This window comes from Pseudoalteromonas sp. MEBiC 03607 (assembly GCF_004792295.1).
Taxonomy (GTDB): Bacteria; Pseudomonadota; Gammaproteobacteria; order Enterobacterales; family Alteromonadaceae; genus Pseudoalteromonas; species Pseudoalteromonas lipolytica_C.
This window is the reverse complement of the sequence record NZ_SRRY01000001.1, coordinates 1,409,471-1,434,799: the sequence shown is the minus strand read 5'-3', so window position 1 is coordinate 1,434,799 and position 25,329 is coordinate 1,409,471. Positions and strand designations below refer to the sequence as shown.

The window sequence follows — 25,329 nt, the reverse complement described above, 5'->3', positions numbered from 1 at the left end:
ATCTTAGATAATAGGATTGCCCGCGTTTTAGCTAAAAAGACCAATAAAAATACAAAAAGGTTATAATTTAGGCGTATAATTACTGAACGATCAATGATGATATTGTTTTATGCGAACCTATTTGTTGCCACTCATCCTATTAATGCTGGGTTTGTCGGGTAGTGTCACTGCTGCTGATAATGAAACATGGAAAATTACATCTTTAGAAGTTCCTCCCTATGCCAGCAGTAAAATGGCAAATGGCGGTAATGCGATTGCTTCATTGAGAAACACACTTGCAAAACAAGGAATTGAGCTTAATGTTGAATACTTACCATGGCAAGATGCAATCGAAAAGGCCGAACAACCGGGGTATCTAGGTTACTACCCAGCTTGGCTCTCGGAAATAAAACCAGGCTTTATCGCTTCGCCTACTATTTTTAACTCACAACTTGCTGTGTTAACAAATCAACAGAATGAACAAGCATTTGATAATTTAGAAAAGCTCTTTAGTGATAATAAAGTGGCTGTAGTCGACTCTTATGTCTATCCTGGATATATTGAGAACATAATTCAAGCTTATGATGACAGCATCATTCGAGTCGCCACCGATGAGCAGTTATTCATCTTATTAACGACTAATCAGGTTAAGTTTGTCATTTCTGCTCCTGAGATTTTAGGTTATTTTGCTATTGAAAAGGGGTTACCTCAACCGAAAATAGTCAGACAATTTACAGATTTCCCACTCGTTATTGGTATTAAAAACACACTAGAGAATCAAAGCAAACTAGCTCAACTACAGAGCTTTTTTGATGACAATTCACAATCGACAACACACTATATAAAACCCAAAAAGTTATTATTTACCTATATAGATATCCCTCATATAGCGCCATTCAAACAGTTTATGGAAACTGTTTATGATGAATTAAATATCAAAACTCAACTTCAGGCCGTGCCCTCTCGCAGAGGAGTGCTATTACTTAATGCTGGGATAGTCGATGGGGATATAGTTCGTTCAAAAAGCAACCTAAGTAAGTTCGATGATATTATCGTCGTTGAACCAAGCTTAGGTACCGTAAATATTGTCTTAATATGTCGTAAATCTGAAACATGTAACCGTACTAACTTAGACGATAAAAACATTAGTATTATGAGCTCGATGGGAGACCTTGAATTGCTCAAGGAGTTTAATATTCAAGCGCGTGTAATTCTAAATGAAGATTTAAACCATATATTAAGAATGCTAAAGAAAGGCCGAGTTGACAATGTGCTCTACCCTGCACTTGAAATTGATATTCATAACTTGCGAAAAGAATTTGAAGTTGTTGTACTAAGACAAATGACAGTCAATACTGTTGTACATAAAAAACATGCTGGGCTTGTCCCCGAACTATCTCATGCAATTAAAGCACATTTGCCTTCTCTAACGGATCAGCTGAATAGTAACCGTACCGATAACATTCATTGAGTAAATTACTTATTAATTTCAAAATCACAAGGACTTAGTGAATTTGATTTGCTAAACTGCGGCTCAAAAGTGCTGTGAGGAAATATGCATGTGGCTTGAAAGACTAAGACGTCGTTTAGCAAAGCCTAAAACATCTGTGCAGTTGTGCTTACTTGGTGTAAGTGCAGGGTTAATTGCGGCAGTTTTAATCATTCTTTTTCGCCTCACTATCATGTTTTTCCAGAGTTTATTTCTTGAGAAGCCTGATGACTTCTCAACACTACCCACTCTTGAACGAGTTCTTCTTCCGGTCAGTGCCGCCTTATTAATTGCTCTATTCGCAGCTCTAACTGGCTTTAAGCATTATCGCCTTGGCATTCCATTTGTAATACACCGCATTAAAAAACACTATGGTCATATGCCGCTTTACAACACGGTGAACCAATTTGTCGGTGGTGCATTAGCCCTGATAAGTGGTTTTTCGGTAGGTCGAGAAGGCCCTTCGGTACATATGGGTGCAACGGGCGCCAGCTTACTGGCCGATAAATTACACCTTCCACACAATGCAATGCGTACCCTAACAGGGTGTGGTGTTGCAGCCGGTATCGCCGCCTCATTTAACACCCCGCTTGCAGCCGTTATTTTCGTAATGGAGGTGGTGCTTAGAGAATATAAAGTGCATATTTTCGTGCCCATCATGCTCGCTGCGGTAACCGGCGCATTAGCGACTCAATTTGTATTTGGTGACGCTTCTGAGCTTGCACTTATTACTATGAATCCATTGAGTGGTTGGCATTACCCATTTTTAATCATCTTTGGTATGGCACTTGGTGCTGTTGCTTATGCATTTAACCAAAACTTGATGCTTATAATCCGCACCTTTAAACCGTTAAGCATGTTCCCTCGCCTATTACTGGCAGGTTTAATCGCAAGCTTAATTGCTTATATGGTTCCCCATGCAATGGGCTCAGGTATGAGTGCAATCACTATTGCCATTGAGTCACCAGATGATGTGCAGTTTTTAACTACCATCTTGATTGCCAAATTACTCGCCACCTTATTTGCTATTGGCTTGGGTATTCCTGGCGGGATCATCGGTCCTGTAATTGGGCTTGGGGTATTAATGGGCACTTTAATGGCTTTTTTTGCTCAGTTTATTAGCCCGGGAGTTGATATTACTGGTACCTACAGCATGCTTGGCATGGCAGGATTATTGGCAGCTACATTGCACGCACCACTTGCTGCACTCACTACGGTTATGGAGTTAACCTCAAGTCCAGAGATTATTGTGCCAGCCATGCTGGTGATCTCAACGGCTTATGTCACGGCACTGCAGTTTTTTGGTAACCGCTCTATTTTTATGCAGCAACTTGATTTCCAAGGGCTTGAGTATCAAATATCGCCAGCCACCGAAGCGTTACAAAAAGTCGGAGTCATGGCTGAAATGGATGAACAATTCAAGTTACTCTACAGTGATGACAAACAGCAAATCAAAGAATCGCTTGATGCCCTTGATAGCCAAACGCCGCTTATTGTGCATGATGAAGAAAACGGCTATCGTCTTGCTGAATATGATTTAAGTCTAATGTCTGACCAAAACAGTAATATCAAATACGTCAACCTTACTGGGCTAAGTAGCCAAGCAACGTTAGCCGATGCCTTTGATTTACTGAAAGATAAACGCAGCGGTGCGGTGTATATATACAACCTACTTGATAACCAACAAATTATGGGTCTTTTGCGTTGGGATCAAATCAGGCATATCCTTACCATACGCAACAGTTTGTTATAACAATTAAAATGGATACTTAAATGACTGCGCTATTAGTTTATAAAACGTTTCATGTGTTCTTTATGATCGCTTGGTTTGCCGGTATTTTTTACCTGCCTCGGCTATTCGTTTACCACGCAATGAGTGAAGAAAAAGCCTGTAACTCAATGCTAAAAGTCATGGAGCGACGTTTACTTTATTTCGTTACGCCGTTTGCCGTATTAACACTCGTGTTTGGCGTATTAACGATTTTTGAATATGGTCGTGATTGGTTTAGATACAGCATGTGGCTGCACTACAAACTGGTATTAGTGATTATTCTTTATATCTATCATGGCTACTGCTTTAAATTACTGGCTGATTTTAAGCATGATCGCAATAAACGTAGCGATCGCTTTTACCGTATTTTTAATGAAGTTCCGGTACTCATCCTTTTAGCTATAGTGGCACTGGCAATTATTAAACCTAACTTATAATTTGCTGCTGTGTCCGCTAAAAATTTGCTATAGTATTGCGCAAATTTATGCGGCCTCCCATACCGAGTGCCAGCGCCCTATAAATGTGATTAGGAACAAACCCCATGCTAAGTTTCCAAGGTGAAAATATCCTGTCGGTCAATCAGCTTGATCGAGATTGTATTGAACGTATTTTTGCAGTTGCTAAGAAAATGGAGCCTTATGCTAAAAAGCAAAAGCGCACCAATGTTTTAGAGGGCGCAATTTTAGCGAACTTGTTCTTTGAACCAAGCACACGTACTCGCGTAAGTTTTGGTACCGCATTTAACTTACTAGGTGGCTTAGTCCGCGAAACAACAGGCATGCAAAGCTCTGCGCTAGCAAAAGGTGAATCGTTATATGACACCGCTCGTGTTATCTCTGCGTATGCAGATGCAGTCGCAATGCGCCACCCTGATGCAGGCTCCGTTGCTGAGTTTGCCACTGGGTGTGATGTACCAGTAATCAATGGCGGTGACGGCCCAAATGAGCACCCAACTCAAGCCCTACTTGACTTACTAACGATTGAACGTGAACTTGGCCGTTTTAACCAAAGTATCGACGGTATGCACATTGCCCTAGTGGGTGATTTAAAATACGGCCGTACTGTGCACTCTTTATCTAAGTTACTGTGTCATTATAAAGACGTTAAGTTCTCTATGGTGGCACCTGATGGCTTACAAATGCCAGACTACATTTTAGATGCTGTTGATAAGGCCGGTCATAAAATTCAACTAGTAGATAAAATGGAAGGCAACTTGGCGGCTGATATTGTATATCAAACCCGCATTCAAGAAGAGCGCTTCCCTTCACAAGAAGAAGCGAACAAATACCGTGGTGGTTTTCGTATCAGCCAAGCAATTTACAATGCACACTGTAAGCCAAACTCAGTACTGATGCACCCACTGCCTCGTGACAGCCGTTTAGAAGCAAACGAGCTTGATAACGATTTAAATAGCAACGACAACCTAGCAATTTTCCGCCAAGTTCAAAATGGCGTGTTAATCCGCATGGCGTTGTTTGCTCTAACCTTAGATGTTGCCGACAAAGTTGAGCAATATGAAGTCGACGTGCCTTGGTTTAGCCGTAAACGTAATAGTTAACTCGCTTCGTTTTGGGCTCTCTGAGCCCTTACAAACCAACTCATTTAACGTGACAACCCAATAGGACTATTCATGACAATTAGCCAAGATCTTTTTAATCGCGCGCAAGAATCAATCCCAGGCGGTGTAAACTCACCAGTTCGTGCCTTCAATGGCGTTGGCGGTACTCCTTTATTCATCACTAAAGCAGAAGGTCCTTTTACCTTTGATGCTGATGGTAACCGTTATATCGATTACGTTGGTTCATGGGGACCAATGATCATGGGTCATAACCACCCTGCTATTAAACAAGCGGTATTAGAAGCCGTTGAAAATGGCTTAAGCTATGGTGCGCCAACCGAAACTGAAATCTTAATGGCCGAGAAAGTAAAAGAGCTGGTACCATCAATCGAAAAAGTACGCATGGTAAGCTCAGGTACTGAAGCAACCATGAGTGCAATTCGCTTAGCGCGTGGCTTCACTGGCCGTGACAAAATCTTAAAGTTTGAAGGCTGTTACCATGGTCATGCTGACTCACTACTTGTAAAAGCAGGCTCAGGCGCGCTGACTATGGGTGTACCTAACTCACCAGGTATTCCTGAAGACTTCGCTAAGCACACATTAACGGTGTCGTTTAACAACCTTGATGAAGTAAAAGCCATTTTCGCAAAATACGCTGACGAAATCGCTTGTATCATCGTTGAGCCAGTTGCTGGCAACATGAACTGTATTCCACCTGTACCAGGCTTCTTAGAAGGTCTGCGTGAGGTGTGTGATGAATACAAATCTGTGCTTATTTTTGATGAAGTAATGACAGGTTTCCGTGTTGCTTTAGGTGGCGCACAAGCTTACTACAACATCAAACCAGACCTTACTTGTTTAGGTAAAGTGATCGGTGGCGGTATGCCAGTGGGTGCATTTGGCGGTAAAAAAGAAATCATGGATTTCATCGCACCTGTTGGCCCTGTTTATCAAGCGGGTACATTATCAGGCAACCCAATTGCCATGGCAGCAGGCTTAAAGTCACTTGAGCTATTATGTGCTGAAGGCCTACACGATGAACTAGAAGCTAAAAGTAAAGCTATTTGTGAAGGCTTTGAAGCCGCTGCGAAAAAAGCAGGCATTGCACTTACAACAAACTATGCAGGTGGTATGTACGGCTTCTTCTTTACTGATAAAGAAAAAGTAACTAGCTACCAACAAGCGACTGAGTGTGATTTAGAGCGTTTTAAGAAGTTCTTCCACTTAATGCTTGAAGAAGGCGTTTACCTAGCTCCTTCTGCTTTCGAAGCTGGCTTTGTGTGTGCTGAACACTCAGAAAAAGAAATCAACGATACTATTGCAGCCGCAGAGCGTGCATTCGCGAAGCTTTAAACCGAAAATAATATAGGTCACTTTTAATCGGTGGCCTATACTTCCAAACATTCCCCCCCTCAGAAAATAATAGATAAGATTATTTTCGAAAATTAAAAACCAAAAAATATTATAATTAAAACATCATTTATACAAACCAAATGATTTTTTCCTGCATTTATATTTTAAAATGTAACGAAAACGACATAAAATTCCCAACAAACTGTTTTATAAGAATTAAAAATAGAATTAAAATTTACTTAACGCAATTACATCAAATTACATCTGTGTATTTTTTGTATAAAAAAGCAAAAAATATCAACTTTAGATCGTTCCAAGGCGTTTTTTTGTAAGTTTATCGTATTTGTAATATAAAAAATTGATCTGTATGTCCCTAATATGTTACCAATTTGTTTCACGCTTTATTTAATGGTTAAAACCCCAAATAAATAAAAAACAAAGCGTGATAGTTATTAACAAACAATAACAAATCAAAAATCTAAAATTTCACAGGGAAAGCTCAATGAAAAACAACTTTTCAAAAACATTTAAGCGTTCATTCACAGCTGCAGCTGTTGCTATGACCTTAAGTGCAGCAATGCCTGCTATGGCTGACAATGTTAATGGTGCAATCAAAGGTAACATCATTACTCAGTCTGGTGTTTCTTTAGCTGGTGCAACAATCACCATTACCGATAAGTCAAAAGGTTATGAAAAAACTCTCATTGCAGATGCAAATGGCCAGTTTAATCTTAACCAAGTACCTGTTGGTAAATATAATGTAACAGTGTCACAAGCTGGTTTTGAAAAAGCACAGATTAACGATGTAATTATCGGTGTTGGTAAAACTGCACTACTCGAGATTCCATTGGTTGAAGGTAATATAGAACGTATTGCAGTTGTTGGTGGCGCAGTTCGTGCTGTTGACGTTTCGGTTACGGAATCATCATTGAACATTAGTTCAGAAGAACTTGAATTATTACCGGTTGCTCGTTCATTAACATCAGTTGCTTTACTAGCCCCTGGTGCAACTGAAGGTGATAGTCGCTTTGGTGATCAAGCATCATTCGGTGGCTCATCTGTCGCAGAAAACGCATATTACGTAAATGGTCTTAATATGACTAACTTCCGTAACGGTTTAGGTGGCGCAACCATTCCATTCTCAGCATATGATAGCTTCCAAATTAAGACTGGTGGTTATTCGTCTGAGTTTGGTCGAACAACTGGTGGCCTAATCTCTGCAGTAACAAAATCAGGTACGAATGACTTTCACTTTGGTGTTGAGTCAATTTACTCTCCTGATTCATTAAGAGAACAAGCACCAAATTCAGTTTACTTACAAAATGATCGTTGTGAGGCTGCTGATGGTCACTGTATTGGTGATTTATTTGTTAACAACCAAGATGACTATGTAAACTCATTTGAAACAAATATTTATGCTTCAGGTGCACTAATTGAAGATACGCTTTTCTTCTACGGAATTTATACATTCCGTGATATCGAAGAAGAGTACGGTAACGCTTCTCAAACCTCTCTAACAAAAGAAAAAGATGATGACCCTTACTATCTAGCACGTATTGACTGGAACATTAATGATGATCATCAATTAATGCTTTGGGGTTTTAGCGATGAACGCACATACTCAGAAAGCACAATCGAAGATCCTAATGGCGTTGGTAACTACACAGTAGATGGCGGTACAGCTTATCACAAACGCGGTGGTGAAAGTTTTGCAGTACGTTATACAGGTAACCTAACTGATGACTTAAGCATGTCAGCTATGTATGGTGAAGTTAAATTCTCAGAAACTGATTATTCTGACTTTGATGACTGCCCTACTGGCTATGACGCAGACTTAGGTGTTGATACTACCTGTTATGTAAACTTCACTGTAGGCGCCAATGAAGATAAGCGCGAGCAATTGCGCGTTGACTTTGATTGGTACTTAAATGATGAGCATACATTAAGATTTGGTTATGACTCAGAAACCAATACATCAGATGCAACTACGATTAACTCTGGTGGTATTTACTACTACTACAGAACATACGAAGAAGGTGCTCGCCTTCCAAACGGTTATATTCTTCCAGAAGAAATGAAAACAACTCGCGTACGTAACTATAAGAATGGTGGTGCATTTGAAGTTGAAAACTGGGCGATTTATATCGAAGATCAATGGGCTGTTACAGATAACTTAACGTTAACTTTAGGTCTACGTAATGACAGTTTCACAAACTACAATGCTGATGGTGATGAATTTGTATCTATTGATAACCAAATTGCGCCAAGATTAGGTGCATCTTGGGATATCAATGGTGACGGTGACAGTAAATTATTTATTACCGCAGGTCGATATTACTTACCTGTTGCTGCAAATACGAACATTCGCCTTGCAGGTGCCGAAACTTATATCCACACTTGGTATGAGTATGAGGGTCTTAATGCTGACGGTACTCCTGTAGGTTTGAGCAATCAATTAGGTGATATCGCAATTTCAAATGGTGGTGACGGAACTGCAAAACCTTCAAACACCCTAGCAGATAAAGACCTTGAGCCTATGTATAATGATGAAATCATTGTAGGTTATCAAGCAGCGATTAATGATGACTGGTCTTGGAGCATCAAAGGTACATACCGCACACTAGGCAATCAAATAGATGATGGCTCATACATCTTTAGAGATGAAAATGGTGAATATCTTGGTGAAAACTGGTTCTTATTCAACCCAGGTAATGGCGCAACATTTAATTTTGACTTAGATGGTGACGGTGTAACTGAAGAGTATAGTTTCACAGCTGAAGAGCTAGGTTATCCTGAAGCTAAACGTCGTTACGCTGCCGTTGACCTTTCAATTGAGAAAAGTTGGGATGAGGTTTGGTCTTTAAAAGCACTATACACTTGGTCACATAACTACGGTAACACAGAAGGTTTTGTTAAATCTGATAATGGTCAAGATGATGCTGGTTTAACACAAGACTGGGATTACCCTTATCTTATGGATGGTGCTAACGGTAACTTACCAGCAGACCGTCGTCACAATATTAAAGTTTACGGTGCATACGCAGTTACTGAAAACTTCTTAGTAGGCGCAAATCTAAATGTTGCTTCTGGTCGTCCTTGGACAGCATTAGGTGCGGGCTATACACCAAACCCAGACTTATATGATTATGGCGATACTTATTATGTTGGTGATAAACGCTACCCTCGCGGCAGCATGGGAACAACTCCCTGGACAGCGCGATTAGATCTTAACTTTACGTACAACCTGCATTTTAATGACCAAAAAGTACGCTTCGCATTAGATATTTTCAATGTATTTGATGCAGCTACAGCAACTCGTTATGACGAAGTTGCTGAAATAGCGGCTGGTGATGACAGTGCAACATTTGGTTTAGCGGAAAGTTATCAATCTCCTCGTCGAGTCCAACTATCTGCTTCTTATGACTTTTAATTTCGATTAAATTAGTAAGATAAGCAACGATTCTAAAAGCCTCATTATGAGGCTTTTATTTTTTAATATTTACAATTAATAGTGCTGCAATAATTAGTCGATATTTATCTGAAGTAAATCGAGTAACAATCAAGCAACCTTATAAAATACAAGTGAAAGCATGAGGAAGGAGCAAGACTTCAAAATAAAATCATACTAATGGTAGGTTAATAGCTTTCACAGCATCAATGTCTGATTTAGGCATACAAGAATAACTAATTATTCTACAAGTCATCCAATAAAGTACTGCAATTCAAACTCAATAAACGTCAGCTTGCTTGCCAGAAGCACTGAAGAAAGTGCATTCATGGCAATCTACAACATACAAAATTTAGCTCAATTATACATTGAGCTAAATAGTTTCAGGGCCAAGTTTAACGCTGACAATTAGGCCTTGGCTCAAACTCGCTGGCACGAATTGGAAGCTGTACAACCTTGCCGCATCCAGGAGGCGCTTGCAGGCCGGTTTCTTCGTTAATAAAGGCCCAACGAATAGAAGCTGGGCGTGTATCTGCTATAGCTTCAGGATTGAGTGGTTTAAGGTAGCGAATATAGGCTTCTAGTGCACCAACACTGCCTGTTAAACCAGTGCTCTTGTTATCGTCGCGACCAATCCATGCAACAGTAACTGTGTTTTGGTCAAAACCTGCAAACCAGCTATCGCGCAAGTCATTACTGGTACCTGTTTTACCAGCAAGCTGAATTGATGGAAAGTGGGCATTTAAACGCTTTGCTGTACCGTCTTTGGTCACTCGTTTCATTGCATATTTGGTCATGTAGATTGATGCATCGTCAAAGCGTTTTTGTGAGGTGACATCATGTTTATAAAGCACTTTACCTACTGAGTCTGTCAGTGCTGAAATAGACGTTAACTCGCGGTACTGACCATCTGCAGCAAGCGTTGTATAAAGCTGCGCGACTTCAAAGCTAGAAAGCTCAAGTGCACCTAAAAGTAATGATGGATATTGATCAATACGCCCTTCTACACCTAAACGCTTCAAGGTATCAGCCACTTTATCTACACCAACATCAAGACCCGTGTTAACCGCAGGAATATTTATACTGTTACTAAATGCTTTGTATAGTGGCATTGGTCCGCGGAACTGCTTATCGAAGTTCTCTGGTTGCCATACTTTGCCCTGTTCGTTAGTCACTTGCAGTGGTGAGTCATCCACTAAAGTGGCAACATTAAACTGACCACTTTCAAATGCCGTTAAATATACTGCTGGCTTAACTAATGAGCCAATATTACGTTTGGTATCTAGTACACGGTTAAAGCCAAAATAACGTACGTCACGGCCTGCAACTAGCGCCGACACTCCACCTTTTTCAACATTAACAGAGATCATCGCTGCCTCAAGATCTTCTGTTTTAGGGCGTCTTTCAAGATACGGCAAGCTTGCTTCAATCGACTCTTCCATAGCCGTTTGCTTTTGTAAGTCAAAATAGGTAAAGACACGTACTCCGGCATCTAACACTTGCTGATCTGGTAGTAGGCGCTTTAATTCTCGGTTAACTAATTCTAAGTAACCCGGATACGACTTTTGCAGGCTGTCTTTCATTGGTGCAATATCAATAGGACGTTTTAATGCCGCGCGATATTCACGTGTATCAATAAGCTTGTTTTCAACCATTAATCGCAGCACTAAATCACGGCGCTCCATTGCGCGCTCACTATAACGGCGCGGATTGTAATACGATGGCCCTTTTACCATAGCAACTAACAACGCAATTTGGTCGTATTCAAGTTCATCCACAGGTTTTGAGAAATAAAACTCAGCGGCTAGGCCCATACCATGAACACCTTGATTGTAAGACTGACCTAAATACACTTCATTGAGGTAGGCCTCTAAAATTTCATCTTTGCTGTAGCGGTAATCTAGAATTAAGGCAATTAGCGCCTCATTAAATTTACGTACCAAAGAGCGCTCACGAGTTAAGTAGATATTTTTTGCTAACTGCTGAGTTAAAGTACTGCCGCCCTGTACGGTACGCCCTGCTTTGATATTGCTATACAAAGCACGCATAATTGACCACACCGAAACGCCGTGATGGTCATAGAAATTACGGTCTTCAACCACCAGCAAGGTGTCTTTTAGCATTGGCGGAAATTTATCAAGCGGTACAAACTCACGATCTTGCTTTGAGTCATTGCCGATACGTGCAATTTGTACTGGCTCTAACCGTGCGCTATTCAAACGGCGACCAAATTTATCTTTAATGGTTGCTAACTTTTGTCCCGAAAAACGCAGCTCAATAACGTGTGCATCTTCAAGGCCGTCATAAAATTCAAATTCACGGCGATACACTTTAATGCTGTTAGCAGATTTAACATACTGACCTGTACGGCTGAGTTTATTTACTGAAGAGTAATTTAAGCGGTTTAACTCCCAAATAACTTCTTGCTGGGATAAATATTGTCCAGGATAAAAACTCATTGCACGCGCATAGACTTGGGCTGGTAACTGCCACTTATTCCCCTCAAATTGGCGGGTAATTTTGGCATCAAGGTAAATAAGGTACAGTGTCATAGCAATGACAACTGCTAAAGAAAGCTTCCAAAATATTGACCAAAGCTTTCTTAAAATCCCCGCTTTAGTAGCATTTTTAGGTGAATTTTTACGCTTAGAAGAAGAGCGTGAAGATGCCGCTTTAGTTTTTGATGACGACTTTTTTGCAGGTGTTTTTTTATCAGCCATTGAGTTCGCTATTGATCAGTTAATTTTACAGGACAAGCTAGGCAATATTAACACCTGTAAAATTAACAGTCACTTAAACTCGGTTAGCGTGTGCACAACCATAGCGAATGAATTACGGCAGGAATAAAAAAGATAAAACATAAAATAATGTTAATGATTAAATCTTTACCTGCTCCCGCTTTTAAAAATACCGCAACAGGCGGTAAAAATAGCGAGATAATAATAAGCAACAGTTTGTTATCCATAATTTTTCCTTGTTAGATTGGAACCTAAAGCATAGCTAATAATTGACTAAATCGCCTATCAGAAAAGACTTATTTAATTGCAAAAAAGCCCTACCTAAGTAGAGCTTTGATTTGAACACACAATGATTTGTTTTTGTGCGTGTAAAAACACGCACAAAGATTAGTTACTGCGAACTGATACAAACTCAGGGTACGCATCAATACCACAGTCATGTTGATCCATACCGTTTAGTTCTTCTTCTTCGGTAACGCGGATACCCATAGTATTTTTTAGAATTGCCCATACGATTGATGACGCGATGAACACAAATCCTAAGATACATACTAAGCCAATCAACTGATTAACGAAGGTTGCATCTGAGTTTGAAAGTGGTACTAACATAATACCTAAAGCACCACATACACCGTGTACAGAGATAGCACCTACAGGGTCATCGATTTTAGCTTTATCAAGTGCAACGATGCTAAATACAACCAAAGAACCACCAAGTAGACCCAGTAAACAAGCAAGTAATGGAGTTGGTGATGCAGGCTCAGCTGTAATAGTTACCAGACCAGCTAATGCACCATTAAGCACCATAGTTAGATCGGCTTTGCCCCAAAGTACTTTACACACCATAAGTGCAGCAATTGCACCACACGCAGCGGCAGCGTTAGTATTAACGAAGATTTTACCTACTGCTGTTGCATTTTCAGCGTCAGAGATAAGCAGTTGTGAACCACCGTTGAAGCCAAACCAACCCATCCAAAGGATTAATGTACCTAGTGTTGCTAACGGTAGGTTAGAACCAGGAATTGGGTAGATTTCACCGTTTTTGCCATATTTACCTTTACGAGCACCTAGGAAAAGCACACCTGCAAGAGCGGCTGCTGCACCTGCGCCATGAACAATTGCAGAACCAGCAAAGTCAACAAAGCCCATTTCAGATAAGAAGCCTGCGCCCCAAGTCCAGTAACCTTCGATTGGGTAAATGAAACCAGTTAAAACAACAGTGAAAATTAAGAATGCCCATAACTTCATACGCTCAGCAACCGCACCAGATACGATTGACATAGCCGTTGCTACGAACACAACTTGGAAGAAGAAATCAGACTCTAAAGAGTGATCTGCATCAGCAGCTTGAGTGCCAATTAATGCACCAAATGAAGGGATAAAACCACCTTCTGCGTTATCAACATACATGATGTTGTAACCCACTAATAAAAACATAGTGCAGGCAATAGAGAATAGTGCTACGTTTTTGGTTAGTATTTCTGTTGTATTTTTTGCACGCACTAAACCTGCTTCTAGCATAGCGAAACCAGCCGCCATCCACATTACTAAAACACCCGACATCAAAAAGTAAAATGTGTCGAGCGAGAACTTCAACTCTACAATCGTGTTTTCCATAATTCCCCCTTAAATTGCTTCTTCATCAAGTTCGCCTGTACGAATACGGACGATTTGGTCTAGGTCGTAAACAAAAATTTTGCCGTCACCAATTTTGCCTGTTGAAGCAATTTTTGTGATGGTTTCAACAACGCGTTGACAATTTTCGCTACGAGTTGCAATTTCAAGTTTGATTTTTGGAATAAAATCGACTTGGTATTCAGCTCCACGATATAGTTCAGTGTGACCACGTTGACGGCCAAAGCCTTTAACGTCGACAACTGTCATCCCCTCAATGCCTAAATCAGCCAGTGCTTCACGCACATCATCAAGTTTGAATGGCTTTATTATTGCACTAATCATTTTCATAGTGGCCCCCTTCGGACGCTTATTGTTATCCTGTTGGTGTATGTAATCCAACCTTTGTGCCACTATTTTTTATTATTAATATTCAATGATTTATATTTTAACATTGGTTTTTGAACAAAAAAAATGCACCCATATGGTGCATTTTATTAACAATTAACCTGAGCTGGTGCAATTTACTCAATTATTGAATAACTAAGCAATTTCGCTGGTGTTGCTTGGCTTGATATAGCGCTTTATCTGCAATACGCATAGCAGCTGTTAACGACACTTTTTGAAATGGAGTCATACCAATACTCATGGTCAATGAATAAGGCTCGCCATTAATAGAAAAGGCATGGCTGGCTAACTGCTCTCTAAATGTATTTAATCGCTGCTCAGCCTTTTTTAGATCCATATTATTGAGCACAACTGCAAATTCTTCACCACCAATACGTGCCACGGTAAAATCATCAAACTTTGCTTTTAAGAATGATGCGACTTGCTTAAGCGCCTGATCACCCGCTTCGTGACCAAATTGATCATTAACATTCTTGAAGTAATCAATATCAAGCAAGGCTAAAACATTCTCTTGTTCAACATTCTTTAATATTTTTTCGGCGTATTGATAAAAATAGCGTCTATTGTGTAAGCCTGTTAAATGGTCGCGATATGCACTTTCTTTAATATCGGCTATTAGAGCGAGTTGTTCCATGGTTTGCATAACACGGCAATGAAACTCTTCATTCATAAATGGCTTTGTTAAAAAGTCATTAGCGCCGTATTTAATAAAGCGCGCCGATAAACCATGCTTACCAGCCCCCGACAAACCAATAATGGCTAAGTCATCGCGGCCGCGGAAATTACGCACCGCTTTAACCAACTCAAAACCATCCATTGTTGGCATTGCATAGTCAGTAAGTAACAATTTAATTTCTGGGTCGTCTTTGAGCATTTGCAACGCTTGCTCACCGTCTTGGGCATCACTCACTGCAAATAATTGCTTTTCGAGCATTTGCTTCATTAAAGTGCGGCTCAATACTGAGTCATCGGCCACCAGCGCTTTACTACCATCGTTTCTGAGTAATTGTGCAACTAACTTTATTGCGTAATGGTACGAATCACGATTATCTTTAACGACATAATCAACCACACCAAGCTCTAACATTTGTTGGCGGATGTACTCATCAATTTTAGAGGTCAAGACAACGGTCGGAATATTCTTTGAAAGCGTGTACTTAGCCACTTCACCATTCATTGCATCTGGCAAGGTTAAATCGACCAATGCTAAAGTATAATCGTGTTCAGCAATTAAATTTATCCCTTCTTTTAGGGACCACGCAAAGTCGACAGCGACATCGAGATAGTGAGCAGCCAAGTGACGTAACACTTGCTGCACGACCTTACTGTCTTCAACAACTAACACTCTTTGCATTATAACTTCTCTTTTCTAAGCGCACGTGCACAGATTATAAACACGCTAAATATACGCCATTTTTCAATCTAGCTAAATAATTAAGCAAATTATCTTTAGTAAAAAAAAGGATTTTTTTGTTATTTGCTCATGATTTTCGGTTAATTTCCACTTCAACAGCGAATATTGGTTACTAGTCTCATTAGTTTGTCATCGAGTTAGCTTTAATTTTTAATAGCTATAAATCGAATAATAAGGAATCAACATGAAACTAGTTAGTTTTATTGGCTTATCGGTAACAGCACTGACACTGACCTTTAGCACTCCTAGCTTTGCAGATAACGCACGTCGCATTGATGTCGACAGCAAAGTAGTGACAGAGCATAAAGCACGCATTAACGGCGAGCGCTTTTCATATACCGCCGCCACTGGTACGCAACCCGTTTGGGATGAGCAAGGCAATGCCGTTGCAACGTTGCAATATACTTATTATACCCGTGACAAAGTAGACGATAGAACAAAACGCCCTCTGGTATTTTCGTTCAACGGTGGCCCAGGTTCTGCATCAGTGTGGATGCATCTTGCTTATACTGGACCACGTGTATTAAAAATTGATGACGAAGGCTACCCTGTTCAACCTTATGGCGTAAAAGATAACCCTTATTCAATTTTAGACGTAGCAGATATTGTTTATATCAACCCGGTTAATACCGGCTATTCACGTGTACTTGAAAACGAAAAGGGTGAGCTGCCTAGTAAATCAGATCAGCAAAAAATGTTTTTTGGTGTTAACGCTGACATCAAATACTTAGCAGAGTGGCTAAATACCTTTGTTTCTCGCAACGAGCGCTGGCGCTCACCTAAGTTTTTAATTGGTGAGAGCTATGGTACAACACGTGTATCAGGTCTTGCGCACGAATTACAAAACCGCCAATGGATGTATATCAACGGCGTTATTTTAGTTTCACCAACTGAGATTGGTATTAAACGTGAAGGCCCCGTAGAAGCAGCTAACCGCCTACCTTACTTTGCAGCAACAGCTTGGTACCACAAAGCCCTCAGCGCAGATTTACAAGCAAAAGACTTAGACGAGTTACTTCCTGAAGTAGAACAGTTCACCGTAAATAAGTTCTTACCTGCAATTGCTAAAGGAGGCTTTTTACCTGCAGATGAAAAGCGTGCAATTATCAAACAAGCAGCAAAATACGCAGGCTTATCTGAGAAGTTTGTTGAGCAAAACAACCTTGATATTCCAACTAATTTCTTTTGGAAAGAATTATTACGTGACCGCGGTCAAACTGTTGGTCGTTTAGACTCTCGTTATCTAGGTATTGATAAACGTGATGCTGGTGAGTCACCAGATTACTGGGCTGAGCTTACCTCATGGTTACACTCATTCACGCCAGCAATTAACTATTACCTACGTGAAGAGCTTAACTACAAAACAGATATCAAATATAACCTATTTGGTAATGTTCACCCGTGGGATCGCAGCGGCAACAATACCGGCGAAAACTTACGTTTAGCAATGGCGCAAAACCCTTACTTAAATGTAATGATTCAATCAGGTTACTATGATGGTGCAACTAACTACTTTGATGCTAAGTACACAATGTGGCAATTAGACCCAAGTGGTAAAATGAAAGATCGCCTAAGCTTTAAGGGTTATCGCAGCGGACACATGATGTATTTACGTCATGCAGATCTTGAGTCTTCAAATAATGATCTACGCGAGTTTATCCTTAACTCGTTGCCAGCTGAAGGCAAAGCAGCAAAATACTAAATAAATATTTTGTTCATTTATAAAGAAAAAGCCCGTTTTGTACGGGCTTTTGTTTATCCATTGATCTATTTAGGTTTATACTTTTGTTATCTACATTAAGGATTAGGATAACTAAAAGATGGCAGACAAATTTCGTGTGATGTTTGCAGGACTTGAGGCTGGTATTGATCAAACACATGCCACAGAGCAACTAGCTAGCAAGCTTAAAACCAGCACAAACAAAGTAGCTGGATTTTTCGAGCATAAGCCAATATTCGCTCCTTGCGAGCAAGAAAAGGCTCTTAAGCAAGCGAAGCTATTAGCCAGTGTAGGTATAAAAGCAAAGCTACAACCTCTTAGCCAATCGCAATCCACTAGCAGCCTAGATGCAAAGCAACGTGATGAACGTATATTTGATGCGCTTGATTACATCACTAGTAGTTTGATCCGCCTAGAAGAAAAGCTCGATGACTTAGAACAACGTTTACCTGATGTTGAAAAGAGCAGTAATAGCGATCAAGATGAAAGCTGGCAAGATGATGAGCTTCTACTTGATGAAGAACTCGCTGAACCTGTAAAAAAACGCTCAAATACCCTACTCTACTCTTTGATTGCGATGGTGATTGTTTTATTGATCATTCTTGGTATTGTGGAGTTATTCCCTGAGCTTTTCTCTTTCTTAGAAAGTTGATGTATATATTGACATGAGCAACACACGAACAGAAATTAGACAATCTATCCGAAAAAAGCGTAATTCACTGACCGAAGAGCAGCAAAAAAATTCAGCAATTACGCTTAAAATGAAATTTACTCAACACATAAAATCATTAGAAACTCCTCAAAAAGCGCGTATAGGCATCTATTTTAGCAATGATGGAGAGCTTGACACATCATTGTTAATTAAAGATTTATGGCAAAAAAAACACTCTTTATACCTACCTATTATTCATCCCTTCAACGGTACAACTTTATACTTTCAGAGGTATGAAGAAAATTCACCCATGACTGTTAATCGCTATGGTATCTTGGAGCCCAAGTTGAATTGCAGTCAAATATGTCCTTTAGACAAGCTTGATATTTTACTTATGCCATTAGTGGCATTTGACGATCAAGGTAACCGTTTAGGAATGGGCGGTGGGTTTTATGACAAAACGTTGGCTCGGTATTACCAAGAAAATTGGCAAAAACCGATATTAATCGGTCTTGCGCATCAATGTCAGCATGTAGCTGCATTACCTATTGAATCGTGGGATGTACCGTTAAAACACATTATAACCCCAGAGAAAATCTACCAATGGTAAGCAAACTCTTTGTATACTATAGACCTCTCTGATAGCTAACTGAGCACATAATTATGACGCAAGATGAATTAAAAAAAGCCGCTGCCTGGGCAGCACTCGAGTTTGTAAATGAAAACACCATTGTTGGTGTAGGTACAGGCTCTACAGTGAATCATTTTATTGATGCACTTGGTACAGTAAAAGACACCATTGTTGGTGCAGTTTCAAGCTCTGAAGCTTCTACTGAAAAGTTAAAAGCACTCGGTATTGAAGTGTTTGAGTTAAACGACGTATCAAGCCTTGATGTGTATGTTGATGGCGCAGACGAAATCAACCCACATAACGAAATGATCAAAGGCGGTGGTGCTGCGCTAACACGCGAGAAAATCGTTTCAGCGGTAGCAAAACAATTTGTTTGTATTGTTGATGAATCAAAAGAAGTTGCAACATTAGGCGCATTTCCACTTCCAGTTGAAGTGATCCCAATGGCACGCAGTTATGTAGCTCGCGAGCTTGTAAAACTAGGTGGAGATCCAGTTTACCGTGAAGGTGTTGTAACTGATAACGGCAACGTCATTTTAGATGTGCACAATTTAGACATCAGCAATGCCAAAGAATTAGAGCTAACAATCAACCAGATTGTTGGTGTAGTAACAAACGGCTTATTTGCCCATCGCGGTGCAGATAAAGTCATTATCGGCACCAAAAATGGGCCGCAAATAAAGTAAATAGGAATGAGGATATGAGTAAGGTATCGTTAGCAAAAGACAAAATTAAAATTCTCTTGCTGGAAGGCGTGCACCAAAGTGCTGTAGAAACGCTTAAACGTAATGGCTACAGTAATATTGATTACGTAAAAACTTCCTTACCTGAAGACGAGCTCATCGAGCGCATTAAAGATGTGCACTTTGTAGGCCTTCGTTCTCGCACTCATATTAGTGAAGCGGTATTAGAAGCAGCTGAAAAGCTAGTCGCTATCGGCTGCTTCTGTATCGGTACTAACCAAGTCGACCTGCAAGGTGCCCGTGAGCGTGGTATTGCGGTATTTAACGCACCATTCTCAAACACTCGTTCTGTTGCAGAATTAGTACTTGGTGAAATCTTATTATTACTTCGTGGTATTCCACAGCGTAATGCCCTAGCACACCGTGGCGGTTGGTTAAAATCAGCCAACGGTTCATTTGAAGCGCGTGGTAAAACCTTAGGTATTATTGGTTACGGCCACATTGGTACACAGCTAGGTATCATGGCAGAAAATATCGGTATGAACGTTGAGTTTTACGATATTGAAGACAAACTAACACTCGGTAACGCAACGCAAGTTCATAACCTAACTCAGTTATTACAGCGTGCTGATGTTATTAGCTTACACGTACCAGAAACACCGCAAACGAAGAATCTAATTGGTATGGCAGAGCTTGAAGTAATGAAGCAAGGCGCTATTCTAATTAACGCTTCTCGCGGAACAGTTGTTGATATTGATGCACTGGCTGAATCACTTCGTGAAAACAAGCTAAGCGGTGCTGCAATCGATGTATTCCCTGTAGAACCTAAGTCAAATGATGAAGAGTTTGTATCACCGTTACGCGAGTTCGATAACGTGATTTTGACGCCACATATTGGTGGTTCAACACAAGAAGCACAAGAAAATATCGGTATTGAAGTAGCGGGCAAACTTGCTAAATACTCAGATAATGGTTCAACCATTACTGCAGTTAACTTCCCTGAAGTATCACTGCCTGAACTTGCAAACCGCAGCCGTTTGTTACACGTACACCACAACCGCCCAGGTGTTCTAACGCAAATTAACCAAGCGTTCGCACAGCACGGTATCAACATTGCAGCCCAGTACTTACAAACTGACGAAGCGATTGGTTACGTTGTAATTGATGTCGATACAGACCAATCAGAAGTCGCTCTTAAAGAGCTAAGTGCTGTTGAAGGTACAATCAGAGCACGTATCCTTCACTAATCATTGGCATATCGAAAAAAAGCGCAAACAGTTAAACTGCTTGCGCTTTTTTTGTAGGACAAAACTTTAACAAAGGAGCTCGTAGGCTGGTTTGAACGCAGCGAAAACCAGCACAATGTTGGAGCTGTAAGCCTTGAGCTTTCAGCTATAAGCCGATTGTATACCCTTTGTTGTGGTGAAATGCTTTAGAGTAGGCGTGAAATTTATTTCGCGCGAACATTAGCTACTGAAGATAACTATCTGGTAGTAATTCCTTAGTTAATTTGTTAAAAGTGTTTTATTATTTATTTGTGCAATTTATAAACAACCAAATTATTGAGAGTCAAAAGGAATTTGAGTCATGGATGAAATATTTGCATTTGCCGATGAAAGTGGCACCTCAAAAGGCTGCCCCTGCTACACGATAGGTATAATTGCCATTCCCAAGAACTACTTCGCAGAATTCAATCAAAAGATTTCTGACATTTACGATAAAAGCGGCCTGCAAGGTGAAATAAAATGGGAAAAAGTTAGGAAAAGTGCGGGTCAGATAAATTTATGTATAGATATATTGAGATTCATATTAATTAGTCCTGTCTCATTTCATGCTATAGCAGTATTTAAACAACCTTATAGAAAGTGGCATAGCAATGAGGAGGCAGCTTTTTACACGACTTATGATTTCCTCATCCGTGAGAGTAGCCGTTCAAAAAATGCAAAAATAACTGTCTTTGCAGATCAAAAATCTAGTTCTTATTCAAAACAAAATGAAGTAATGCAGATAGTAACAAATCACATGTTAGCGAAGCTGCCAACATCTTCAAAAGTACATCATGTTGCAATGGAAGATTCTAAATATCACTGGGGCTTACAAACAGTAGACATATTAACTGGCGCAGTTAACAGCAGTTATCAATTGTTTTTTAATCCTTCGGCACAGATGCAGCTAGCTAAGAAAATAGCTATAAGTAAAATGGCGAGTCTTCTAGGTTGGGATTCTCTAGCCTACGATACAATGCCGAACAATGACTTTAATATTTGGCACTTCCCTTTGGAAACGAGAGCTATTCCAGCAACAAAGCAAGTTATACCGAACTTTTCAATAGCTAATATAAGTAGAGAGGAGTTTGAGTATTATATGAGAATTAACAAATGACTTTACTTTATTACTATCACTTTCTTTGTGAATAAGCCCCCTCAACCACACTTCCCTGTGTAAATCACGCCGATGAGTCAGTAAATTTTACTCACCAGCCGCTTGTGCTTCTGCGTCTTTATCTTGATGTTTTTCGCTTATCATGGCATTTAATTTCTCGCCGCCTTTGATACCAAAATCTAACGTGCGAATTGGGAATGGGATAGTCATGTCAGCTTCGCTTAGGGCGTTTCTAACTGCCACAACAGCCTTGTGGCGTACTGTCATGAAATCCGCTTCGCCGGGGTATTTAATCCAAAACCAAACTAGTAAGTTAACGCTACTATCACCAAAGCTTTCGGCGTAAACAGCGGTTTCTTCTTGCTTAATTACAAAATCAAACTCATTGATTTTTTTAACAATCACCTCTGCGGCTTGCTCGGGGTCATCGGCATAGGAAATACCAACAGGCACTTCGATACGACGCACACCTAAGGTACTGTAGTTACTTAGTATATTTCTAAATAAAATCTTGTTAGGGACTAAGATAAGTTGCCCATAAAAGTTCTCAATGAGGGTGTTTCTAAGGTTAATCGCCCGTACAGTACCAAACACGCTTTCGGTGCGAATAACATCGCCAGTTTTAAATGGTTTGCGAATACCCATAGCAATACCCGCTATCAGGTTCTCTGTCATGTCCTGAAAGGCAAAACCAATCGCAAGACCAACAATACCTGCACCAGCAAGTAAAGAGGTGACTGTGCCTCTAAGCCCCAAGAAATCAAGGGCTACAAATAAGCCTACACATAGCACAATAACCTTTGCTATTGATGACATTAAGTCCGCTATTTGCGAAGACTCTAATGAGCGACGTAATAGCTTTCTGAGCATTGAACCAACAAGACGCGCCAGCAATGAAAATACAATGGTTATAACTACTGCGACAATAAAGTTTGGAATATGGCTTATGATGATATCAATCCAACCACCGAGTTTTTCTTCTATTAGCTTTTCAGCTTCACTTACTGTCGGAATTTTTAACATTTTTATACCTTGATGAATTAATTACTCAACAGGTTTTTTTGCAAGATAAGCGCCATTTCTAATTGGGTGTATTAAAACCATAAAAAAAGCCGTGCTAAGCACGGCTTCTCTAATTCATTTTGCTAAAAATTAGTTCTGCTCTTCGCGTAAGAAAACAGGCTCTAATTCTTTTGCTGTTGCATCGCTACTAAAGTAATAACCTGCAACGGTGAAATCTTTTAAATCACTCAATTGGGTAATTTTATTTTCAATGATGTAACGCGCCATCATGCCGCGGGCTTTTTTCGCATAAAAGCTGATCACTTTATATTGGCCGTTTTTACAGTCTTTAAAATGCGGCGTAATGATTTGCGCATTTAACGCTTTTTTATCAACTGCTTTAAAATACTCGTTCGAAGCAAGGTTTACTAAATACTTACTACCTTGCTCAGCAAGTACCGTATTAAGCTTTTCGGCGATGACACTGCCCCAAAACTGATACAAGTTTTTACCACGTGGGTTTTCAAGTTTAGTACCCATCTCAAGACGGTAAGGCTGCATTAAATCTAACGGCTTCAGCACCCCGTAAAGGCCAGACAAGATACGTAAGTGTGACTGCGCGTAATCGAGGTCTGAACTGGTTAATGATTGTGCATCTAAACCACCGTACACATCGCCATTAAAAGCCAACACGGCTTGTTTTGCGTTATCTTGCGTAAATGGCTGCGACCACTCGGCGAATCGTGCTGCGTTTAAACCAGCTAATTTATCACTGATTTTCATTAGGCTACCAATTTGCGCTGGTGTTAAATCACGGCAAACTGACATTAACTCTTCGCTATGCTCGAGTAATTCAGGTTGAGTGAATTTATCGGTCGTGGCTGGGGTTTCGTAATCTAAATTCTTTGCAGGTGAAATAACAGTGATCATACTTAGCTATTGACTTGTAATTTATTTGATGTCAATTTCAACATTAATTGAATCAAAATGCACGTTTTGTTTCGTCCTACCTTTATCCGCTGCTCTTTCATACATAATGTTCTAGTTTTCTATATTAAGGACATTTGACCTATTAAACACTGTCATAGTGTTGCAGCATAAAGGCGGCTATAATGGATATTCTTTTAACTTGCTTGGAATGAGGAAAGCAAATGACTTCAGCACTACAAAGGCTTAAACAGCATTCATCTATTGTTGCAGATACAGGTGATATCGAAGCTATCAAAAAGCACCAACCAGAAGATGCGACAACTAATCCGTCTTTACTTTTAAAAGCCAGTGAAATTGAAGCGTACAAGCCTTATTTAGATAAAGCGTGGCAATATGCCAAAGAAACCGAGCAAGATGCAGCTAAACAACTTGAGCTAGCTTGTGATTACTTTGCTGTTTTAATTGGTAAAGAAATCAGTGAAATTGTTCCAGGTTATATCTCAACAGAAGTAGATGCGCGTTTATCATTTGATACGCAAGCGACAATCGATAAAGCCCACACTTTATTGAGCCTGTACGAAAAAGAAGGTGTGAGCAAAGATAAAATCCTGATCAAAGTTGCATCAACGTGGGAAGGCATCAAAGCCGCTGAGCAATTAGAGAAAGAAGGCACTAAGTGTAACTTAACGCTGTTATTCTCTGAAGCACAAGCTCGCGCATGTGCCGATGCTAACGTATTTTTAATTTCACCATTCGTTGGCCGTATCCTAGACTGGCATGTTGCTAACGGTATGGAAAAACCAACTGATCCACTGAACGATCCTGGTGTGCAATCGGTTCGTAGTATCTACGAATTCTACAAACGTCACGATTACAAAACAGTGGTAATGGGCGCAAGCTTCCGTAATACAGGCGAAATCATCGCGCTTACAGGTTGTGATAAGTTAACCATTAGCCCTGCACTTTTAGAAGAGCTAGGCCAACTAACTGATGCACAAGAATACCTGCTAGATAACGACTTTACTGTTGAAGAAAAACCAGCACCACTGACTGAAAGCCAGTTCCGTTGGTTACATAACCAAGATGCAATGGCAACAGAAAAGCTCGCTGAAGGTATTCGCTCGTTCGCAGAAGCACAAATTGAATTAGAAGCTCGTTTTAAAGCAATGTAATTCAAATTACAGCATTTTTTAAAACGCCACCGCCCGGTGGCGTTTTTGTTTCTGAAATAACTAATTCCTTGATCTATTCATCTATCAATCACAGTTCTGTAACATTATCGTCACTTTTTTGTTCTATTTTTACCTTGCCTATGGTATACGTATTTCCGAGGTTCAAAAAATAAATGGGAGAAGTTCATGGATAGCCTAGACGATATTTTAGAAATATTAGAAGGTCCTGGTAAAACAAAAAAGACCTCCACAAAAAATAAAAAAAGAAAATGGCGCGAAATCGAAGCGTTAAAAGATAAACACAGATTACGTAAAGAACTAAAGGAGCTTGATTACTTTACTGACAGTATTGACATAGACGAATTAGATTTTTTGTAAAATAAAG

Annotated in this window: 22 protein-coding genes; 15 read left to right on the top strand and 7 right to left on the bottom strand. The window is 40.0% G+C overall.

Annotation, left to right across the window (positions count from 1 at the left end):
* Positions 1–109: 109 nt before the first annotated feature.
* From E5N72_RS06515 to E5N72_RS06490, 6 genes are all read left to right on the top strand, one after another.
* Positions 110–1,450: a hypothetical protein gene (locus E5N72_RS06515; RefSeq protein ID WP_135923729.1), complete on the top strand. Its 1,341-nt coding sequence runs from the start codon at positions 110–112 to the stop codon at positions 1,448–1,450.
* A gap of 88 nt (positions 1,451–1,538) precedes the next feature.
* A complete protein-coding gene (locus tag E5N72_RS06510; RefSeq protein WP_135923728.1) occupies positions 1,539–3,221 on the top strand; it encodes a chloride channel protein in 1,683 nt (560 codons plus the stop codon).
* Between the two features lie 20 nt (positions 3,222–3,241).
* Positions 3,242–3,676: a CopD family protein gene (locus tag E5N72_RS06505; protein ID WP_135923727.1), complete on the top strand. Its 435-nt coding sequence runs from the start codon at positions 3,242–3,244 to the stop codon at positions 3,674–3,676.
* Positions 3,677–3,780: 104 nt separating this feature from the next.
* On the top strand, positions 3,781–4,797 hold the full coding sequence (locus E5N72_RS06500) for an aspartate carbamoyltransferase (RefSeq protein WP_135923726.1): 1,017 nt from the start codon (positions 3,781–3,783) through the stop codon (positions 4,795–4,797).
* 72 nt (positions 4,798–4,869) lie between these two features.
* The gene (gene hemL, locus E5N72_RS06495) at positions 4,870–6,150 is read left to right on the top strand and encodes a glutamate-1-semialdehyde 2,1-aminomutase (protein WP_063706269.1); all 1,281 of its coding nucleotides are present in this window, start codon (positions 4,870–4,872) and stop codon (positions 6,148–6,150) included.
* A 502-nt stretch (positions 6,151–6,652) separates the two neighbouring features.
* Entirely contained in the window at positions 6,653–9,580 is a 2,928-nt protein-coding gene (locus tag E5N72_RS06490) for a TonB-dependent receptor (protein ID WP_135923725.1), read from the top strand.
* A gap of 413 nt (positions 9,581–9,993) precedes the next feature.
* On the opposite strand, the gene mrcB is transcribed toward E5N72_RS06490, so the two are convergent.
* A complete protein-coding gene (gene mrcB, locus E5N72_RS06485; protein WP_240704541.1) occupies positions 9,994–12,150 on the bottom strand; it encodes a penicillin-binding protein 1B in 2,157 nt (718 codons plus the stop codon).
* A gap of 4 nt (positions 12,151–12,154) precedes the next feature.
* Between mrcB and E5N72_RS20710 the strand changes: the two genes are divergently transcribed.
* Entirely contained in the window at positions 12,155–12,445 is a 291-nt protein-coding gene (locus E5N72_RS20710) for a hypothetical protein (protein WP_240704553.1), read from the top strand.
* Here E5N72_RS20710 and E5N72_RS06480 read toward each other — a convergent pair.
* The 4 genes from E5N72_RS06480 to E5N72_RS06465 all read right to left on the bottom strand — a co-directional run bounded on the left by E5N72_RS06480 (position 12,402) and on the right by E5N72_RS06465 (position 15,712).
* Positions 12,402–12,563, bottom strand: a complete 162-nt coding sequence (locus tag E5N72_RS06480) for a YqaE/Pmp3 family membrane protein (RefSeq protein WP_135923723.1) — start codon at positions 12,561–12,563, stop codon at positions 12,402–12,404. The two genes, E5N72_RS20710 and E5N72_RS06480, sit on opposite strands and share 44 nt — an antisense overlap.
* A 160-nt stretch (positions 12,564–12,723) precedes the next feature.
* Positions 12,724–13,953 (bottom strand): ammonium transporter, encoded by a 1,230-nt coding sequence (locus E5N72_RS06475; RefSeq protein WP_135923722.1) that lies wholly within the window; start codon positions 13,951–13,953, stop codon positions 12,724–12,726.
* A gap of 9 nt (positions 13,954–13,962) precedes the next feature.
* Positions 13,963–14,301, bottom strand: a complete 339-nt coding sequence (locus tag E5N72_RS06470) for a P-II family nitrogen regulator (protein WP_054554260.1) — start codon at positions 14,299–14,301, stop codon at positions 13,963–13,965.
* Positions 14,302–14,482: 181 nt separating this feature from the next.
* Complete coding sequence (locus tag E5N72_RS06465; RefSeq protein ID WP_135923721.1) at positions 14,483–15,712, bottom strand: response regulator; 1,230 nt, start codon at positions 15,710–15,712, stop codon at positions 14,483–14,485.
* 244 nt (positions 15,713–15,956) lie between these two features.
* Between E5N72_RS06465 and E5N72_RS06460 the strand changes: the two genes are divergently transcribed.
* From E5N72_RS06460 to E5N72_RS06435, 6 genes are all read left to right on the top strand, one after another.
* Entirely contained in the window at positions 15,957–17,474 is a 1,518-nt protein-coding gene (locus E5N72_RS06460) for a carboxypeptidase (protein WP_135923720.1), read from the top strand.
* A gap of 118 nt (positions 17,475–17,592) precedes the next feature.
* Entirely contained in the window at positions 17,593–18,144 is a 552-nt protein-coding gene (locus E5N72_RS06455) for a hypothetical protein (protein ID WP_135923719.1), read from the top strand.
* Positions 18,145–18,157: 13 nt separating this feature from the next.
* Positions 18,158–18,754 carry a 5-formyltetrahydrofolate cyclo-ligase gene (locus E5N72_RS06450; protein ID WP_135923718.1) on the top strand — a complete coding sequence of 199 codons (597 nt, stop codon included), beginning with the start codon at positions 18,158–18,160 and terminating at the stop codon, positions 18,752–18,754.
* Positions 18,755–18,807: 53 nt separating this feature from the next.
* Positions 18,808–19,461, top strand: a complete 654-nt coding sequence (rpiA, locus tag E5N72_RS06445; protein WP_135923717.1) for a ribose-5-phosphate isomerase RpiA — start codon at positions 18,808–18,810, stop codon at positions 19,459–19,461.
* Positions 19,462–19,475: 14 nt separating this feature from the next.
* Complete coding sequence (serA, locus tag E5N72_RS06440) at positions 19,476–20,705, top strand: phosphoglycerate dehydrogenase (RefSeq protein WP_135923716.1); 1,230 nt, start codon at positions 19,476–19,478, stop codon at positions 20,703–20,705.
* Between the two features lie 340 nt (positions 20,706–21,045).
* Positions 21,046–21,840, top strand: coding sequence for a DUF3800 domain-containing protein (locus tag E5N72_RS06435; RefSeq protein WP_135923715.1), 795 nt, complete (start codon positions 21,046–21,048; stop codon positions 21,838–21,840).
* Between the two features lie 87 nt (positions 21,841–21,927).
* Here E5N72_RS06435 and E5N72_RS06430 read toward each other — a convergent pair whose 3' ends face one another.
* Both E5N72_RS06430 and yaaA read right to left on the bottom strand, forming a co-directional pair.
* The gene (locus E5N72_RS06430) at positions 21,928–22,863 is read right to left on the bottom strand and encodes a mechanosensitive ion channel family protein (protein WP_135923714.1); all 936 of its coding nucleotides are present in this window, start codon (positions 22,861–22,863) and stop codon (positions 21,928–21,930) included.
* Between the two features lie 129 nt (positions 22,864–22,992).
* Complete coding sequence (gene yaaA, locus E5N72_RS06425) at positions 22,993–23,772, bottom strand: peroxide stress protein YaaA (protein WP_135923713.1); 780 nt, start codon at positions 23,770–23,772, stop codon at positions 22,993–22,995.
* Between the two features lie 221 nt (positions 23,773–23,993).
* Between yaaA and tal the strand changes: the two genes are divergently transcribed.
* Complete coding sequence (tal, locus tag E5N72_RS06420; RefSeq protein WP_135923712.1) at positions 23,994–24,944, top strand: transaldolase; 951 nt, start codon at positions 23,994–23,996, stop codon at positions 24,942–24,944.
* A gap of 186 nt (positions 24,945–25,130) precedes the next feature.
* On the top strand, positions 25,131–25,322 hold the full coding sequence (locus E5N72_RS06415; protein WP_135923711.1) for a DUF3545 family protein: 192 nt from the start codon (positions 25,131–25,133) through the stop codon (positions 25,320–25,322).
* Positions 25,323–25,329: the final 7 nt, after the last annotated feature.

Excerpts from the sequence above, each read along its gene's own strand:
- E5N72_RS06515 (WP_135923729.1), top strand. The coding sequence starts at position 110 with ATGCGAACCTATTTGTTGCCACTCATCCTATTAATGCTGGGTTTGTCG.
- E5N72_RS06510 (WP_135923728.1), top strand. The coding sequence starts at position 1,539 with ATGTGGCTTGAAAGACTAAGACGTCGTTTAGCAAAGCCTAAAACATCT.
- E5N72_RS06505 (WP_135923727.1), top strand. The coding sequence starts at position 3,242 with ATGACTGCGCTATTAGTTTATAAAACGTTTCATGTGTTCTTTATGATC.
- E5N72_RS06500 (WP_135923726.1), top strand. The coding sequence starts at position 3,781 with ATGCTAAGTTTCCAAGGTGAAAATATCCTGTCGGTCAATCAGCTTGAT.
- hemL (WP_063706269.1), top strand. The coding sequence starts at position 4,870 with ATGACAATTAGCCAAGATCTTTTTAATCGCGCGCAAGAATCAATCCCA.
- E5N72_RS06490 (WP_135923725.1), top strand. The coding sequence starts at position 6,653 with ATGAAAAACAACTTTTCAAAAACATTTAAGCGTTCATTCACAGCTGCA.
- mrcB (WP_240704541.1), bottom strand. The coding sequence starts at position 12,150 with ATGACACTGTACCTTATTTACCTTGATGCCAAAATTACCCGCCAATTT.
- E5N72_RS20710 (WP_240704553.1), top strand. The coding sequence starts at position 12,155 with ATGACAACTGCTAAAGAAAGCTTCCAAAATATTGACCAAAGCTTTCTT.
- E5N72_RS06480 (WP_135923723.1), bottom strand. The coding sequence starts at position 12,563 with ATGGATAACAAACTGTTGCTTATTATTATCTCGCTATTTTTACCGCCT.
- E5N72_RS06475 (WP_135923722.1), bottom strand. The coding sequence starts at position 13,953 with ATGGAAAACACGATTGTAGAGTTGAAGTTCTCGCTCGACACATTTTAC.
- E5N72_RS06470 (WP_054554260.1), bottom strand. The coding sequence starts at position 14,301 with ATGAAAATGATTAGTGCAATAATAAAGCCATTCAAACTTGATGATGTG.
- E5N72_RS06465 (WP_135923721.1), bottom strand. The coding sequence starts at position 15,712 with ATGCAAAGAGTGTTAGTTGTTGAAGACAGTAAGGTCGTGCAGCAAGTG.
- E5N72_RS06460 (WP_135923720.1), top strand. The coding sequence starts at position 15,957 with ATGAAACTAGTTAGTTTTATTGGCTTATCGGTAACAGCACTGACACTG.
- E5N72_RS06455 (WP_135923719.1), top strand. The coding sequence starts at position 17,593 with ATGGCAGACAAATTTCGTGTGATGTTTGCAGGACTTGAGGCTGGTATT.
- E5N72_RS06450 (WP_135923718.1), top strand. The coding sequence starts at position 18,158 with ATGAGCAACACACGAACAGAAATTAGACAATCTATCCGAAAAAAGCGT.
- rpiA (WP_135923717.1), top strand. The coding sequence starts at position 18,808 with ATGACGCAAGATGAATTAAAAAAAGCCGCTGCCTGGGCAGCACTCGAG.
- serA (WP_135923716.1), top strand. The coding sequence starts at position 19,476 with ATGAGTAAGGTATCGTTAGCAAAAGACAAAATTAAAATTCTCTTGCTG.
- E5N72_RS06435 (WP_135923715.1), top strand. The coding sequence starts at position 21,046 with ATGGATGAAATATTTGCATTTGCCGATGAAAGTGGCACCTCAAAAGGC.
- E5N72_RS06430 (WP_135923714.1), bottom strand. The coding sequence starts at position 22,863 with ATGTTAAAAATTCCGACAGTAAGTGAAGCTGAAAAGCTAATAGAAGAA.
- yaaA (WP_135923713.1), bottom strand. The coding sequence starts at position 23,772 with ATGATCACTGTTATTTCACCTGCAAAGAATTTAGATTACGAAACCCCA.
- tal (WP_135923712.1), top strand. The coding sequence starts at position 23,994 with ATGACTTCAGCACTACAAAGGCTTAAACAGCATTCATCTATTGTTGCA.
- E5N72_RS06415 (WP_135923711.1), top strand. The coding sequence starts at position 25,131 with ATGGATAGCCTAGACGATATTTTAGAAATATTAGAAGGTCCTGGTAAA.